Origin of the sequence: Nonlabens sp. Asnod3-H03 (assembly GCF_045063665.1) — a bacterium.
Lineage (GTDB): Bacteria > Bacteroidota > Bacteroidia > Flavobacteriales > Flavobacteriaceae > Nonlabens > Nonlabens ulvanivorans.
Genome location: NZ_JBEFOD010000006.1, coordinates 93956 through 109467 on the forward strand (window position 1 = coordinate 93956; position 15512 = coordinate 109467).

Sequence of the window (15512 nt, forward strand, 5' to 3'; positions counted from 1 at the left end):
CTCACTTTGGAACCATTTTTTGATCATAAACAATTGATAGAGCTGGCATGGTATAAAATGCCATTTGGCCAGCATAAAGGGCGATTCTTAAGTGAGTTGCCAGAGTCATATTATGTTTGGTTCCGTCGGAAAGGTTTTCCAGAAGGTAAGTTAGGTCGTTACATGACAACCGTTTATGATATGAAAGTTAACGGTATTGAAGATATTTTGAGAGAAATACGTCGCAAGACGGTAAATGATCGACCAGTCTTTTAATTATCTAGGTTATCGTTAATCTCACCTATATAGTTCAGTAATTCTTCTTTACCATTTCCATTACTAGAGCTGGTCACAAAGTATGGTGGGACCTCTTCCCAGACGCCATCTAGCAATTGCTTTTTATATAATTCAACATTGCGTTCTAGTGCATTAGGTTTAAGCTTATCTGCCTTAGTAAAAACAATTCCAAAAGGGATACCATTCTCACCTAGCCATTCCATAAATTCTGTATCAATAGGCTGCGGTTCATGACGCACATCAACTAGTACAAATGCGCATACTAACTGACGCCTTTGTTTAAAATAATTAGTGATAAACTTTTGAAATTTTGCCTTACTAGTCTTAGAAACACGAGCATAACCATAGCCTGGTAAATCAACAAGATGCCAACTTTTGTTAATCAAAAAGTGATTGATTAACTGTGTTTTTCCTGGTCGTCCTGATGTTTTAGCGAGACTCTTCTTATTGGTCAACATGTTGATTAAAGAAGATTTGCCTACGTTAGATCGTCCTATAAAAGCATACTCTGCTAATTTACTGTCGGGACATCTCTTTACGTCTTGATTTGAAATTACAAATTCTGAACTAGTTATTTTCATTTGGCAAAGATAAGTTAGTCCTTAATTTTTTAGACTACCAAGAATGGGTAAATGAGATAGTGGTAAAAGTTTAGGGTAATTAAATCAGAAAACGATAGTGATGATAAATCGTTTACAGCTCTCTTTTTTCTAGCCAAGCAGCTAGTATTTCATTAAATTGATCAGGATGCTCCATCATGGCAGCATGACCACATTTATCAATCCAGAAAAGTTCGCTATCTGGTAATTTTTCATGGAACTCAGTAGCGACCTCTGGAGGCGTTACGCTGTCTTGTTTTCCCCATATAATACAAACAGGTGTTGGCATTTTAGGAAGGTCTTTGGCCATGTTGTGGCGTATAGCGCTTTTTGCAATAGCTAGTGTTTTGATCAATTTATTACGATCATTTACAACGCCAAAAACTTCATCGACAATTTCTTTTGTAGCGACAGCTGGGTCATAAAACACACCTTCGGCTTTTTTCTTGATGTACTCATAGTTACCACGTTTAGGGTAACTTTCTCCCATGGCACTTTCATAAAGGCCAGAGCTACCTGTTATCACTAAGGCTTTTATCTTATCTGGAAATAACTTTGTAGTTACTAAACCTATATGGCCACCTAAAGAATTACCTAAAAGAATCACTTCTTTCCAGCCCATGTGGTCAATAAATTCATTGATGTATTTTGCAAATGTTCCTACACTAGTTTTTAGTAAAGGCATGCTGTATAGCGGTAGAGAAGGCACTACAACTTGATATCCACGAGAAGGGAAATAGTCGATCACGCCTTGAAAATTACTCAATCCGCCCATTAAACCATGTAAAATGATTATGGGTGTTCCTTCGCCAGTGGCATAGTATTCAAATTTTCCTTCGGTAATCAGCTCTTGCGTCATATACTGTATTTAGTACAGTAAGCAAATATAGCTTATTTGCATTATATAATGCATGCATTGTAAATGAGTATAATGGTAATTTTTAGGCTTTCCACTTCATGACACGATTTATGTTTTTTAGCGTTCATTTATGTGAAAGCAATATTTAAAGTATCTCAAATCTTAAAAAGAGGTTGTCATTTGAATTGTTCATAAGTCCCGTAGTTATTCAGAATAACGTCGTTTTATTAACAATGTGGTAAAAAGTGGTAAATTGTGGAGTAATAATTTTATATTTGAAATAATAACTCATTAAGCTTGATCAATTTCATAGGAACATACGAGTGTAAAATCGATGCAAAAGGGCGTTTTATGATGCCGGTTTCATTGAAAAAACAGCTAGCGCCAGTCTTGCAAGAAGGCTTTGTGCTTAAGCGTTCCGTATTTCAACCATGCTTAGAGTTGTATCCCATGAAAGAGTGGAATGAAATGATGGTGCGTATGAATAAGCTCAATCGATTTAAGAAAAAAAATAACGACTTCATACGTCGTTTTACTGCTGGTGTAAAAACGGTAGAAATAGATGCAAATGGTAGGTTGTTAATTCCTAAGGATTTAATACACATCGCTTGTATTACTAAAAATCTCACCGTATCGAGTGCGATTAATATAATAGAAATATGGGATAAGGAAAGTTATGAGCAGGCTATTGATGAGGCTGCTGTAGATTTTGCTGATCTCGCAGAAGAAGTAATGGGAGATGACACAACAGAACTCTTATCATAGTCCAGTATTGCTGGAAGAGTCCATTGACGGACTTGCTATTCATCCTTCAGGAGTTTACGTAGATGTGACTTATGGAGGTGGTGGTCATTCACGTGAAATTTTGTCTAGGTTAGGTGAGGATGGTAAGTTGTTTGCCTTTGATCAAGATCTTGATGCTTTAGAAAACGTGATTGATGACCCTAGGTTTGTTTTAATAAATCAAAATTTCCGATTCATGAAGCGTTTTTTACGCATGTATGGTGTGAAAGAGGTTGACGGGATTTTGGCAGATTTGGGAGTGAGTTCTCATCAGTTTGATGAGGCAGATCGTGGTTTTTCTACACGTTTTGATGCTAGACTTGATATGCGTATGAATCAAGAAAGTGAACTAGATGCTGTTAGAGTAGTTAATGATTATGATGAAGATGATCTAAATCGAATTTTTAAAGAATATGGTGAGTTGCGTATTGCGCCTAGATTAACTAGAGCAATCATTGCAAAGCGTGATGAAGGTCTTATTGAGACAGTAGCTCAATTGAAAGAAATATGTGCTCCATTTGTTCCAGAGCGTATACAGCATAAAATGCTAGCTCAAGTTTTTCAAGCAATACGTATTGAGGTGAATCAGGAGATGGACGTGTTAGAGGAATTTCTAGTGCAGTCCAAAGAAATATTAAAAACAGGTGGAAGGCTTAGTGTGATATCCTATCATTCTTTAGAAGATCGTCCTGTAAAGCGATTTATGCGTAATGGTCTTTTTCATGGTGAACCTGAAAAGGATGTTTTTGGTAGAGCAAGTGTGCCCTTTAAAAAAGTAGGTAAGCTAATAGTCCCGACAGCAGCTCAGATTAAAGAAAATAATCGTGCACGTAGTGCAAAATTACGCATCGCACAACGGATTGAAGATTAGTTATGGCGTCTAAGGTTTATGACATATTAAAAGGTAGTTTCCTTACAAATGATGATGCGTTCAAAAATTGGCGCTTTATCATTTTTGCGGTATTTCTATCTATAGTCATGATCTACACTGGGCATAGTTTTGAGAAAAAAGTGCATTACATAGGCCAGCTTGCAGAGCAAGAAAATGAATTGCGCAGTCAGTATGTAGATGGTCAACGTGAGTTGATGTTTCTGCAAATGGAATCAACAATAGCAAATAAATTAAAGAAGCGTGGAATTGCACCGGCAAAAAATCCACCACAAAAAATAATTATTAAATCAACAGCACCAGATGGCAACAACTGAAAAAAGCATACTGAATAGAATCTACATTGTAGGTGCAGTGCTTTTAATCATTGCCCTAGGAATTGTTGTGAAGATTATCAATATTCAATTTATTGACGGAGATAAATATCGTGCGAAGGCAGAACAGCGAATTTTTAAAAATGATACTATACCTGCAAACCGTGGGAATCTCTATGATGCTAATGGGCAATTACTAGCAACCTCTATATCAAAATATGATATTAGATTTGATGCAGTGGCACCTAGCGAGGCAGATTTTAATGAGTTTATTGGGGCTTTGAGTGACTCGCTTTCGCGAAAGCTAAACCGTCCAAAATCTTATTTTTCTAAAAAACTACGTACCGCTCGCAGTAACCGTAATCGTTATTTGCTAATCACTAAAAACTTAAACTATAGTGATTACATACAGATTAAATCATTTCCTCTATTTAAAAAAGGTCCGTATCGAGGTGGTATCATTGTAGAGCAGCGTGTAGTAAGAGAACATCCTCTAGGTAAAATGGCAGAACGTATAGTAGGTTATGATAAACCTGGTAGTGCGCCTGTAGGATTAGAAGGTGCCTTCTCTCAATACTTGAGAGGTAGTAATGGAGTGCGCCAAAAACAAAAAATTTCTCAAAATCAATGGAAACCTATTAGTGGCGCAAATGAGATTGAGCCACAAGATGGATATGATATTTACACTACTATAGATGTGAACATGCAAGATGTTGCTCATCATGCCTTGCTAGAGCAGTTAGAGTATTTTCAAGCAGAACACGGTACTGCAGTTGTGATGGAAGTTGCAACTGGAGAAATAAAAGCTCTTTCTAATCTAGGTCGTGGAGAAAGTGGTAAATATTTTGAAAAGCGCAATTATGCGGTATGGGAATCGCACGAGCCTGGATCTACATTTAAACTTATGAGTGTAGTTGCAGCTCTTGAAGATAGGGTGGTAGATACAAGTACTGTCTTTGATACAAGAGGAGGGAAAATTTCATATTATGGGCGTGATGTAAAAGATTCTAAATACGGCGGTTATGGAAAGATAAGTGTTGCGAGAGCTTTTGAAGTTTCTTCTAATACTGCTTTAGTACAGATGGTTACAGATAATTATAAGGGTAAAGATGAAAGCGCTAGATATGTTGATCGTCTTTATAGTATGGGATTAAATAAAAGATTAGATCTATCTATTACTGGCGAAGGTATTCCTAGAATTCCACATCCCGAGGATAATCAATGGAGCGGTACATCTTTACCATGGATGGCTTTCGGTTATGGAGTGCATCTAACACCTTTGCAAACCTTGACTTTTTATAATGCGATTGCTAACAATGGTGTGATGGTTAAGCCTCGCTTAATAAGAGAAGTACGCTCTAAAGATCAGTTAATTGAAAGGTTTGACCGCAGTATTTTAAACCCTTCTATCTGTTCTCAACAAACGGTAAACAAGGTGAAAGTAATGATGGAAAATGTTGTAAAACGTGGTACAGCAGATAATCTTTATTCCCCAAGTTTTTCTATGGCTGGTAAAACAGGTACCTGTCAGACTGGTTACGGAGATAAAACAAAAAAACTGGAATATATCGCTTCTTTTGCTGGTTATTTTCCTGCAGATGAACCTAAGTATAGTTGTATAGTAGTGATACATAAACCGAATACAGCGAAAGGTTACTATGGAAATATCGTTGCTGGTCCAGTGTTTAAAAAAATCGCTCAAAAGATTTATGCAAATAATCCTATGCTGGATGAAGTGCCTATGCCTGAAATAGCGCCAGATGATATCATAAAGTCTCAAGAAGCATTTTATACACAAGCTCAATCCACGTCAAATAAAATACCCAATTTAAAAGGTATGGACGCCATGGATGCTTTGACATTACTTGAAAATCTAGGAGCAAAAGTAGTACTCAAAGGAAAAGGTAAGGTTAAAGAACAAAGTGCTGCACCTGGAACTCGAGTAAAGACTAATGATCAAATTACACTAACTCTATCATGAGAAATTTAAAAGATTTATTATATAAAGTGAGCCTAGAGTTGGTTATTGGTCCTACAGATATTTCTGTAGAACGAGTACACTTTGATTCTAGAGAGATTAAAGAAGGAGATGTTTTTGTAGCTCTTAAAGGTAGTGCTGTAGACGGTCATCAATTTATTGAAAAAGCTGTAGCTAGTGGTGCTAGGGCTGTCATATTAGAAGATTTACCAGATTACCAATCTGATAATGTTACATATGTACAGGTCAATCATGCTCACAAAGCGCTAGCACTGATAGGAGCAAATTATTATGGTAATCCTTCTAAGGATTTAAAATTAGTTGGTGTTACTGGAACTAACGGTAAGACTACCACAACTAGTTTATTATATCAATTATTTAAAAACCTAGGTTTTAAAACAGGTTTAATTTCTACCGTAGAGATTTTAATTAATGGTAAAGTTATTCCTACTAAACATACTACTCCAGATCCAATAACTATAAATAGTCATCTTGCCGAAATGCGAGATGCTGGTGTAGATTATTGTTTTATGGAGGTGAGTAGTCATGGTATCGATCAAGAACGTGTAACCGGTCTATATTTTGTAGGTGGCATGTTTACAAATTTAACCCATGATCATCTAGATTATCACAGCACCTTTGCAGAGTATCGAGATGTGAAGAAACGATTCTTTGATATGTTACCTTCTAAGGCATTTGCATTAACAAATCGCGATGACAAGAACGGTGAATTTATGTTGCAGAATACTAAAGCTCGTAAGCTAGGTTATGCTCTGAAAACATATACAGATTATCGTGCTCAAATTATAGAGAATCAATTTGGTGGCCTACAATTAAAAGTAAATAATCAAGAATTATGGACTAAAATGATCGGTGAATTTAATGCCTATAATGTGCTTGCCATTTATGGTTGTGCTATAGAGTTAGGGTTAGAGGCTACTGAGGTTTTAGAAGCGATTTCAAAGTTAGATGGTGTTTCTGGAAGATTTCAATATTTTACAACTGCCGCACAACGTATCACTGCTATTGTAGACTATGCCCACACGCCAGATGCTTTAAAGAATGTATTAGAGACGATTAATGCTATCCGTACACGTAATGAAAAATTAATAACTGTTGTTGGGTGTGGCGGTGATCGAGATAAAACTAAAAGACCTGTCATGGCAAATATAGCTGCGTCGTTAAGTGATCAGGTCATATTTACTAGTGATAATCCGCGAACAGAGAATCCAGATAATATCCTAGAAGATATGGAAGCTGGTGTAGAACCTATAGACTTTAAAAAAACACTTACCGTAACCGATCGTAGAAATGCTATTAAAACCGCTGTACAATTGGCACAAGCTAATGACATTATTCTTATCGCGGGAAAAGGACACGAAACATATCAAGAAATTAATGGTGTGCGATCTGATTTTAATGACCGCATGATTGTGGCAGACCTACTTAACCAACTTAATAAATAACCATTCATAAATGTTATACTACTTATTCAAATACCTAGAAGAGCAGTTCCAGTTTCCTGGTGCGTCGTTGTTTGGTTTCATTACATTCAGAGCAGCCATCGCTTTTTTATTGTCACTAGGGATATCTACTGTTTATGGAAAACGTATCATAAAATTTTTACAACGTCAACAGGTTGGTGAAACAGTTAGAGATTTAGGTTTAGAAGGTCAGTCAGAAAAAGCTGGAACACCTACTATGGGTGGCGTCATAATAATTATGGCGACGCTAATACCTGTTTTCTTATTATCACAATTAGATAATATATATGTAGTTCTCTTAATTGTTACTACGATTTGGATGGGGTTAATAGGTTTCACTGATGATTATATTAAAGTCTTTAAAAAAGATAAAGACGGATTAAAAGGGAAGTTTAAAGTCTTAGGTCAGGTAGGCTTAGGGGCTATTGTAGGGGCAACTATGTTCTTTCATCCTGGTATTACAATTAAAGAAGAAGTAACGGATCCTGTTGTAGCCCAAGAGATAATGGCACGTACTGAATTACCAGTGGCCTTTGGTGAGGCCATACAGTCTACAAAAACGACTATACCATTTCTTAAAAATAATGAATTTGAATACACATCATTAATTGATTGGATTGATCCTAGTCTGGCATCATGGGCATGGTTAATATTTATTCCTATAGTAATAATAATAGTAACTGCTGTTTCAAATGGCGCAAATCTGACAGATGGTATCGATGGTCTGGCGGCAGGAACAAGTGCTATTGCGGTTATAACATTGGCTCTTTTTGCTTGGATATCGGGTAATATTATTTTTTCAGACTATTTGAACGTCATGTATATTCCTAATTCTGGTGAGATGGTAGTCTTTATAACGGCGTTTACTGGTGCTCTAGTCGGTTTTCTATGGTACAACACCTATCCTGCACAAGTGTTTATGGGAGACACGGGTAGTTTAACTATAGGAGGGATTATTGCTGTGCTAGCTATTGCAACGAGAAAGGAGCTACTAATACCAATACTTTGTGGAGTCTTTTTAATGGAGAATTTATCTGTAATGATGCAGGTGAGTTGGTTTAAATACACTAAGAAAAAATACGGTGAAGGAAGACGTATATTCCTAATGTCACCTCTACATCATCACTACCAGAAAAAGGGAATTCATGAAAGCAAAATCGTTGTCAGATTCTGGATTGTAGGGATTTTACTTGCTATAATCAGTATTGTAACACTTAAAGTAAGGTAATGGGCTGGTTGAAAACAAATAATAAAAAACGTATTGTCATATTGGGTGGCGGCATGAGTGGCGTAGGTGCTGCTATGCTGGCAACGCAACGAGGACATGATGTTTTTTTAAGCGACGGTGGTGTTTTGAAAGATGCTTTCGCGAAAGCGTTACAAGATCAACATATCCCACATGAGACTGGTGGACACGATATGGAGCAAATCTTAAATGCAGATGTTGTAGTTAAAAGTCCTGGTATACCTGACAACGCTACAATTGTTCAAAAAATTCTAGAGGCTAATATTCCTGTGATTTCTGAAATTGAATTTGCTTCAAGATTTACAGATGAGGTAGAAATAGCTATAACCGGTAGTAATGGTAAAACTACAGTTACTAGTTTAGTAGGTCATATACTTCAAATAGCAGATTTTGACGTCTCCGTAGGTGGGAATATAGGACAAAGCTATGCTGCTCAAGTTGCGGAAGCACCAGCTGAATATAGAGTTCTAGAGGTGAGTAGCTTTCAGCTAGATGGTATAAAAACCTTTAAACCTAAAATAGCTGTTTTATTAAATATTACGCCAGATCATCTCGATAGATACGATTACAAATTTGAAAATTATGTAGCCAGTAAATTGCGCATTGCCATGAATCAAGATGAGAATGATTTTCTTATCTACAATGCTGACGATCCTGCTATAATAGAAGCTCTCAAAATTCATAAGCCCAAATCGAAATTAGTTCCATTCAGCATGCAGAAGCAGCTAGATTTTGGAGCATACATACAAAACCATAATATCAACATTAACCTAGACACAAACCTTTTTACTATGCCTATTCAAAATTTATCCATTAAAGGACAGCACAATACAGCAAACGCGATGGCAGCAGCCACTACCGCAAAATTGCTTCAAATCCGTAAAGAAACCATAAGACAAAGTTTAGCTTCTTTTCAAGGAGTTGAGCATCGTCTAGAGCAAGTTTTGAAAATTAATAAGGTGCAATATATCAATGATTCAAAGGCTACTAACGTGAATGCAACTTATTATGCATTAGATAGTATGGAAAAGCCTACGGTATGGATTGTAGGTGGTGTTGATAAAGGTAACGATTACAGTGAGTTGTATGCATTAGTAAATAAAAATGTGAAAGCTATAGTTTGTCTAGGAACTGATAATTCAAAAATTGTTGAGGCATTTGGTAGTTGTGTAGATAATATGGTTGAAACATCTTCTATGGAAGATGCAGTACGTGTCGCATATAAACTTGCAGGTCCTGGAGATAACGTTTTATTATCACCTGCTTGCGCCAGTTTTGATCTATTTGAAAATTATGAAGATCGTGGAAGACAATTTAAAAATGCAGTGAGAGCACTATAAATGAAAATTAAAGATTACATATCAGGTGATTTATTTCTATGGGCATTAGTCCTAGCACTTGCTATTTTCTCTTTTTTACCTGTGTACAGTGCTAGTAGTAATCTTGCTTACTTAAACGGTGGAGAAGGTGATACGGCAAAGTATATCGTTAAACACTTTGTTCATTTAGTACTAGGATTGAGTATAGCATATGCTGTCCATAAAATACCATACAATTGGTTTAAAGGTTTGAGTGTGATGTTACTGCCGTTTGTCATTTTAATGCTTATCTATACAGCGTTACAAGGGACAACTATGGACGGAGCAAATGCCAGTCGATGGATACGTATACCAGTTATAGGTGTCGGTTTTCAGACCAGTACACTTGCATCAGTAGTTTTGATGACATATGTCGCTAAATACTTGAGTGGTATTAAGGATAAAGTTGTGACCTTTAAGCAATCTCTCTGGCCGCTATGGTTTCCAGTAGCGTTTACATTGATATGGATCTTACCATCTAACTTTTCTACAACAGCTCTTATCTTTTTAATGGTGCTGATTCTGTGCTTTATAGGTGGTTATCCATGGAAGTATTTACTTGCTATCATCGGAGCAGGAATTGTAGGTTTAGGGTTGTTTGTGTTAACTGCCAAAGCCTTTCCTGGTTTACTACCTAACCGTGTAGATACATGGGCATCTCGTATTGCTAGTTTTGCTGGTGATGGAGATAGTGATTCTGTATATCAAGTTGAAAAAGCAAAGACCGCTATTGCAAATGGTTATCCCTTTGGAGTTGGTCCTGGAAAAAGTTCTACTAAACATTTTTTACCGCAATCATCGAGTGATTTTATATATGCAATAATTATCGAAGAGTTTGGACTTTTTGGTGGTCTAGTTGTACTTGCAGTATATCTATTTTTCCTATTCCGAGTCGTCGTTATCGCAAATAAAGCCGAAACCATTTTCGGCAGTTTACTTGTAATAGGAGTAGGCTTGCCTATTGTAATTCAGGCATTAATGAATATGGGTGTTGCTGTTAATTTATTTCCAGTTACTGGACAGACTTTACCGCTAATAAGTAGCGGTGGTACCTCGATATGGATGACCTGTATGGCAGTTGGTATCGTTTTGAGTGTAAGCTCAAAAAGACAGAAACTACGTCAACAAGAAAACGAATTAAATGAAGAAGAGTTGAACCCTTTAGATGTATTAAGTGAAGCCTTATAAATTTATCATATCAGGTGGCGGCACAGGCGGTCATATATATCCAGCAATAGCTATTGCAAATGAATGCAAGCGTCGCTGGCCAGATTGCGAGATCCTATTTGTGGGCGCCAGTAATCGTATGGAAATGGAAAAAGTCCCAGCAGCTGGTTATGAAATTAAGGGCTTATGGATTAGTGGTTTGCAACGTAAGTTCACCTTAGACAATTTTGCGTTCCCTTTAAAAGTTACAAAAAGCCTATGGGACGCAAGACGTATAATTAATAAATTTAAACCTACAGCTGCAATAGGTACTGGTGGGTATGCTAGTGGACCATTATTACAAATGGCTAGTATGAAAAAAATACCTAGTTTAATCCAAGAGCAGAATTCCTATCCGGGAATTACAAATAAATTACTTTCTAAAAAAGTACAGAAAATTTGTGTTGCCAGTACAGGACTAGATCGATTCTTCCCTAAAGAAAAGATTGTTCTTACTGGTAATCCTGTACGTCAAGATTTACTAGATATCGATTCAAAAAGAGAAGAGGCTCTCAATCATTTTGAGCTTGATACTTCCAAGAAAACATTATTAATACTTGGTGGTAGTTTGGGAGCGCGCAGGATTAATCAACTCATCGATACTCAATTAGAAAATATTGCACAAGATGTTCAAATCATTTGGCAGTGTGGTAAGTTCTATTATGATCAATATAAGAATAAAGAAAAGGAATCAGTGCAAGTCCATGCTTTTATAAGTAGAATGGATTTAGCTTACAGTGCGGCAGATTTTATCATTTCTAGGGCAGGTGCCGGGACTATTTCAGAACTATGTATTGTTGGTAAACCAGTGATTTTTATTCCATCACCTAACGTTGCTGAGGATCACCAAACTAAAAATGCTCTTGCTGTAGTAGAGAAAGGAGCTGGTTTATTAGTTAGAGAAGTAGAAATTGATCAAAATTTTAATACCATTTGGAAAGGTTTGATTTCAGATGTTGAGTTGCAAAACAATCTATCATCTCAAATTAAACAACTTGCATTACCTCATGCAACCATAGATATTGTTAACCAGTTAGAATCTATTATTAATGACTAGTTTGCAACATATCACACATGTTTATTTCATCGGTATAGGTGGTATCGGGATGAGTGCGCTTGCTCGTTATTTAAACGAGCAAGGTAAAATAGTTGCAGGTTATGATAAGGTCATTACTTCGCTCACAAAACAATTAGAAGAAGAAGGGATTGATATTCATTACAATGATGATTTCAATAGCATCCCTGCAGAATTTAAAAATCCTGATACGGCTCAAGTTATATTTACACCTGCAATTCCAGCCACGATGGATGAATTATTACGCTTTCGCGAAAGCGGAATACCAATTCTCAAACGTGCTCAATTATTAGGGCAGATTTCACAAACGATGACCTGTCTAGCTGTTGCTGGAACACATGGTAAAACAACAACTAGTGCGATTCTAGCACATCTACTTTATAAAAGTGATGTTGAAGTAACAGCTTTCTGTGGTGGTATTTTAGAAGAATATAACACGAACTACCTATGTTCAGGAACAGATGTAATGGTCGTTGAGGCAGACGAGTTTGATCGATCATTCATGCAATTATCTCCAGATATTGCTGGTATAACAGCAATAGATGCAGACCATTTAGATATCTATGGAGATGTTGCCACCTTTGAAAAAACCTTTCATGACTTTGCATCATTGTTAGAAGGTAAGACGCTTTTAGTAAATGAACAGGTTGCTATAGATGGTATAAAGGTAGGGTTAGTTCATGGTAAGTTTAAAGCAATCAATATCGTAATTGCTGGTGGTGCTTATCATTTTGATTTACAAATTGAAGAAGATATTCATAAAGGATTTTGTTTACAATTACCGGGCAAGCACAATTTATCTAATGCACTTCTAGCGATTGCAATGGCTGTTGAGTATGGTGTTTCCATAGAAAAATTGAAACATGCTCTAGTGACTTTTCAAGGTGTGGAGCGCAGGTTTACTTATAGAGTAAATACAGAAGAAAGGGTACTTATTGATGACTATGCGCATCATCCCACAGAAATAAATGCTGTTCATCAAGCGGTAAGGGAAATGTATCCTGACGAGAAAGTGCTAGCTATTTTTCAGCCTCATTTATTTTCTCGTACAAAAGATTTCATGAATGACTTTGTTACTAGTCTAGCTCAATTTGATAAAATAGCATTGCTGGACATCTATCCTGCAAGAGAATTACCTATAGAAGGTATAACCTCTCAGGTGTTGTGTAGTAAAATTCAAAAATTAGAGGAAAAGCCTGCGGTCATAACGGTTCTTGAAAAAGAAGATATCGCAGAGTTTATAGAAGAAATGAACACTCGAGTGGTGGTTATGATAGGTGCTGGAGATATAGGTGTAGAGATAAACAAGTTGATAAATAAACCGTTGAATAATGAGCATTAAAAGCATACTAAAATATGGTCTGTGTATAGTGTTGATATTCAGTGCATACGCTTTTGCAGGTCATCGATTTGAGAAAAGAACGGTTAAAGATGTAACTGTTTCTTTTACAGATAGTAAAGCATTATTCATATCTGAAAAAAACGTTAATAAATTGTTGATACAAAATATAGACAGTGTGGAATCTATAGCGTTAGAAAAATTAGATTTGAATGAAGGTGAATTGCGTTTGATTGATAACGCAATGATCAGAGGTGCAGAGGTTTCCGTTTCTTTAGAAGGTGAAGTTAATGTGCTAGTAGAACAGCGCACTCCTATTGCAAGGTTAATGTTATCTTCTCAGGTGTATCTCGATGCCGATAACAAAATAATGCCTTTATCAACAGAGCACACAGCATTTGTTCCGCTGGTCTATGGTTATAAAGAGTCATTTAATGAAAAGCTTTTTGAATTGATCAATTTTATAAATGATGATTCGTTTTTAAAGCCTTCCATCACACAAATTTCTTTTGATAAAAAAGGAAAAGTTACTATGCAAATAAGAGCTCATGATCATGACATCTTATTGGGTAAAATAGAAGATTTACAACACAAGGCGATGAACTATAAAGCGTTTATTGCAAAAATGAAGAAAGATAATCGCTTAAATCAAGTTAAAACGATCGACTTGAGGTATAAAAATCAGGTCGTTAGTATTAAAAAGTAAGGAAATGGATTTACAAGAATATGCAGTAGGACTGGACATTGGGACCACAAAGATTGTGGCCATGATAGGTCGTAAGAATGAGTACGGCAAACTTGAAATTCTAGGTGTAGGAAGATCAAAAAGCCTTGGTGTACATAGAGGTGTTGTTAATAACATCACACAGACCATACAGTCTATTCAACAAGCTGTTGATCAGGCAGAGGCTGTAAGCGGTATAAAAATTAAAGAAGTAACAGTAGGTATTGCAGGTCAACATATACGCAGTTTGCAGCACAGTGATTATATCACTAGAGGTAATTCTGAAGAGGTTATTGATCAATCAGATATCGATACCTTATGTGGACAAGTGCATAAACTGGTCATGTTACCAGGTGAAGAAATTATTCATGTTTTGCCACAGGAATATAAAATCGATGGTCAGTCAGAGATCAAAGAGCCTGTAGGAATGTATGGTGGTCGTTTAGAAGCAAATTTTCACGTGGTCGTCGGTCAGGTAGCCTCTATTAAGAATATTTATCGATGTGTGAAAAGCGCAGATCTAGACCTTAAGAAAATTACACTTGAACCACTAGCTAGTGCAGACGCTGTATTGAGTCAAGAAGAAAAAGAGGCAGGTGTAGCGCTTATCGATATAGGTGGTGGAACGACTGATCTCGCAATTTTTAAGGATGGGATTATACGTCATACAGCAGTTATTCCTCAAGGAGGAAATATCATTACTGAAGACATTAAAGCAGGTTGTTCTATAATAGAAAAGCAGGCAGAATTGTTGAAGACAAAATTCGGTAGTGCATGGCCTGGAGAGAATAAAGAAAATGAAATTGTATCAATTCCAGGATTGCGTGGTCGTGAGCCTAAGGAAATTACACTTAAGAACTTGAGTAAGATAATCCATGCTAGAGTGATTGAGATTTTGGAAAATGTCTTTGTAGAAATTAAAAACTATGGACATGATGATCCTAAAAAGCAACTTATTGCAGGTGTCGTTTTAACTGGTGGTGGTAGTCAGTTAAAGCATATAAAACAATTAGCAGAGTATGTTACTGGAATGCCTAGTCGTATAGGCTACCCTAATGAACACCTAGCTGGTGATAGCGATGCAGAAAGTACAAGTCCTGTTTTTGCAACAGCAGTAGGACTAGTGATGAAAGGATTAGAAGATGGTTACCTTAATTCAAAATTAGAAGAGCAACCGGTAGAAGAAGTAGAAGAAGAACCAGTAGTAGAGGTTGATGAAATAGAGCAACCAGAACCAGAGGTTCAAGAAAGTAAAAAACGTGGATTCTTTGAAAATTGGACCACAAAATTGAAGGATTTTCTAGATAATGCAGAGTAGTTATCAATTAGAAAACAAGATTAAATAAAAGAATAAAGAGAGCTTAAACCATAAAGTAGCAGCG

Annotated in this window: 15 protein-coding genes; 13 read left to right on the forward strand and 2 right to left on the reverse strand. The window is 36.5% G+C overall.

All coding sequences use genetic code 11. The features are described from left to right. Positions 1-6 precede the first annotated feature (6 nt). Positions 7-255, forward strand: a complete 249-nt coding sequence (locus ACJJVI_RS00510) for a DUF3820 family protein (RefSeq protein WP_036580050.1) — start codon at positions 7-9, stop codon at positions 253-255. On the opposite strand, the gene yihA is transcribed toward ACJJVI_RS00510, so the two are convergent. Then, entirely contained in the window at positions 252-857 is a 606-nt protein-coding gene (gene yihA / locus ACJJVI_RS00515) for a ribosome biogenesis GTP-binding protein YihA/YsxC (RefSeq protein WP_042248498.1), read from the reverse strand. The two genes, ACJJVI_RS00510 and yihA, sit on opposite strands and share 4 nt — an antisense overlap. Positions 858-969: 112 nt before the next feature. Beyond that, positions 970-1734 (reverse strand): alpha/beta fold hydrolase, encoded by a 765-nt coding sequence (locus ACJJVI_RS00520; RefSeq protein WP_036580056.1) that lies wholly within the window; start codon positions 1732-1734, stop codon positions 970-972. A 297-nt stretch (positions 1735-2031) separates the two neighbouring features. On the opposite strand from ACJJVI_RS00520, the gene mraZ reads away from it, so the two are divergent. From mraZ to ftsA, 12 genes are read left to right on the forward strand one after another with little or no spacing between them, the layout of a single operon-like run. Continuing rightward, entirely contained in the window at positions 2032-2499 is a 468-nt protein-coding gene (mraZ, locus tag ACJJVI_RS00525; RefSeq protein ID WP_042270685.1) for a division/cell wall cluster transcriptional repressor MraZ, read from the forward strand. Continuing rightward, a complete protein-coding gene (gene rsmH / locus ACJJVI_RS00530; protein WP_042270687.1) occupies positions 2474-3388 on the forward strand; it encodes a 16S rRNA (cytosine(1402)-N(4))-methyltransferase RsmH in 915 nt (304 codons plus the stop codon). Before mraZ ends, rsmH begins: the two co-directional genes overlap by 26 nt. 2 nt (positions 3389-3390) lie before the next feature. Then, the gene (locus tag ACJJVI_RS00535; protein ID WP_317290104.1) at positions 3391-3723 is read left to right on the forward strand and encodes an FtsL-like putative cell division protein; all 333 of its coding nucleotides are present in this window, start codon (positions 3391-3393) and stop codon (positions 3721-3723) included. Continuing rightward, positions 3710-5701: a penicillin-binding protein gene (locus tag ACJJVI_RS00540; RefSeq protein WP_405349698.1), complete on the forward strand. Its 1992-nt coding sequence runs from the start codon at positions 3710-3712 to the stop codon at positions 5699-5701. The genes ACJJVI_RS00535 and ACJJVI_RS00540 overlap by 14 nt, the downstream gene beginning before the upstream one ends. Beyond that, positions 5698-7164, forward strand: a complete 1467-nt coding sequence (locus ACJJVI_RS00545) for a UDP-N-acetylmuramoyl-L-alanyl-D-glutamate--2,6-diaminopimelate ligase (protein WP_042270688.1) — start codon at positions 5698-5700, stop codon at positions 7162-7164. The genes ACJJVI_RS00540 and ACJJVI_RS00545 overlap by 4 nt, the downstream gene beginning before the upstream one ends. 10 nt (positions 7165-7174) lie before the next feature. Beyond that, a complete protein-coding gene (gene mraY, locus ACJJVI_RS00550; protein ID WP_036580071.1) occupies positions 7175-8410 on the forward strand; it encodes a phospho-N-acetylmuramoyl-pentapeptide-transferase in 1236 nt (411 codons plus the stop codon). Further along, positions 8410-9768, forward strand: a complete 1359-nt coding sequence (gene murD, locus ACJJVI_RS00555; protein ID WP_405349700.1) for a UDP-N-acetylmuramoyl-L-alanine--D-glutamate ligase — start codon at positions 8410-8412, stop codon at positions 9766-9768. The genes mraY and murD overlap by 1 nt, the downstream gene beginning before the upstream one ends. Further along, positions 9769-10974 carry an FtsW/RodA/SpoVE family cell cycle protein gene (locus ACJJVI_RS00560; RefSeq protein WP_036580076.1) on the forward strand — a complete coding sequence of 402 codons (1206 nt, stop codon included), beginning with the start codon at positions 9769-9771 and terminating at the stop codon, positions 10972-10974. After that, the gene (murG, locus tag ACJJVI_RS00565; protein WP_405349703.1) at positions 10961-12049 is read left to right on the forward strand and encodes an undecaprenyldiphospho-muramoylpentapeptide beta-N-acetylglucosaminyltransferase; all 1089 of its coding nucleotides are present in this window, start codon (positions 10961-10963) and stop codon (positions 12047-12049) included. Before ACJJVI_RS00560 ends, murG begins: the two co-directional genes overlap by 14 nt. After that, complete coding sequence (murC, locus tag ACJJVI_RS00570; RefSeq protein ID WP_042270697.1) at positions 12042-13409, forward strand: UDP-N-acetylmuramate--L-alanine ligase; 1368 nt, start codon at positions 12042-12044, stop codon at positions 13407-13409. Before murG ends, murC begins: the two co-directional genes overlap by 8 nt. Then, positions 13399-14112: a cell division protein FtsQ/DivIB gene (locus ACJJVI_RS00575; RefSeq protein ID WP_036580083.1), complete on the forward strand. Its 714-nt coding sequence runs from the start codon at positions 13399-13401 to the stop codon at positions 14110-14112. Before murC ends, ACJJVI_RS00575 begins: the two co-directional genes overlap by 11 nt. Positions 14113-14116: 4 nt before the next feature. Further along, positions 14117-15448 carry a cell division protein FtsA gene (gene ftsA, locus ACJJVI_RS00580; RefSeq protein ID WP_042270699.1) on the forward strand — a complete coding sequence of 444 codons (1332 nt, stop codon included), beginning with the start codon at positions 14117-14119 and terminating at the stop codon, positions 15446-15448. The last annotated feature ends 64 nt before the right edge of the window (positions 15449-15512 follow it).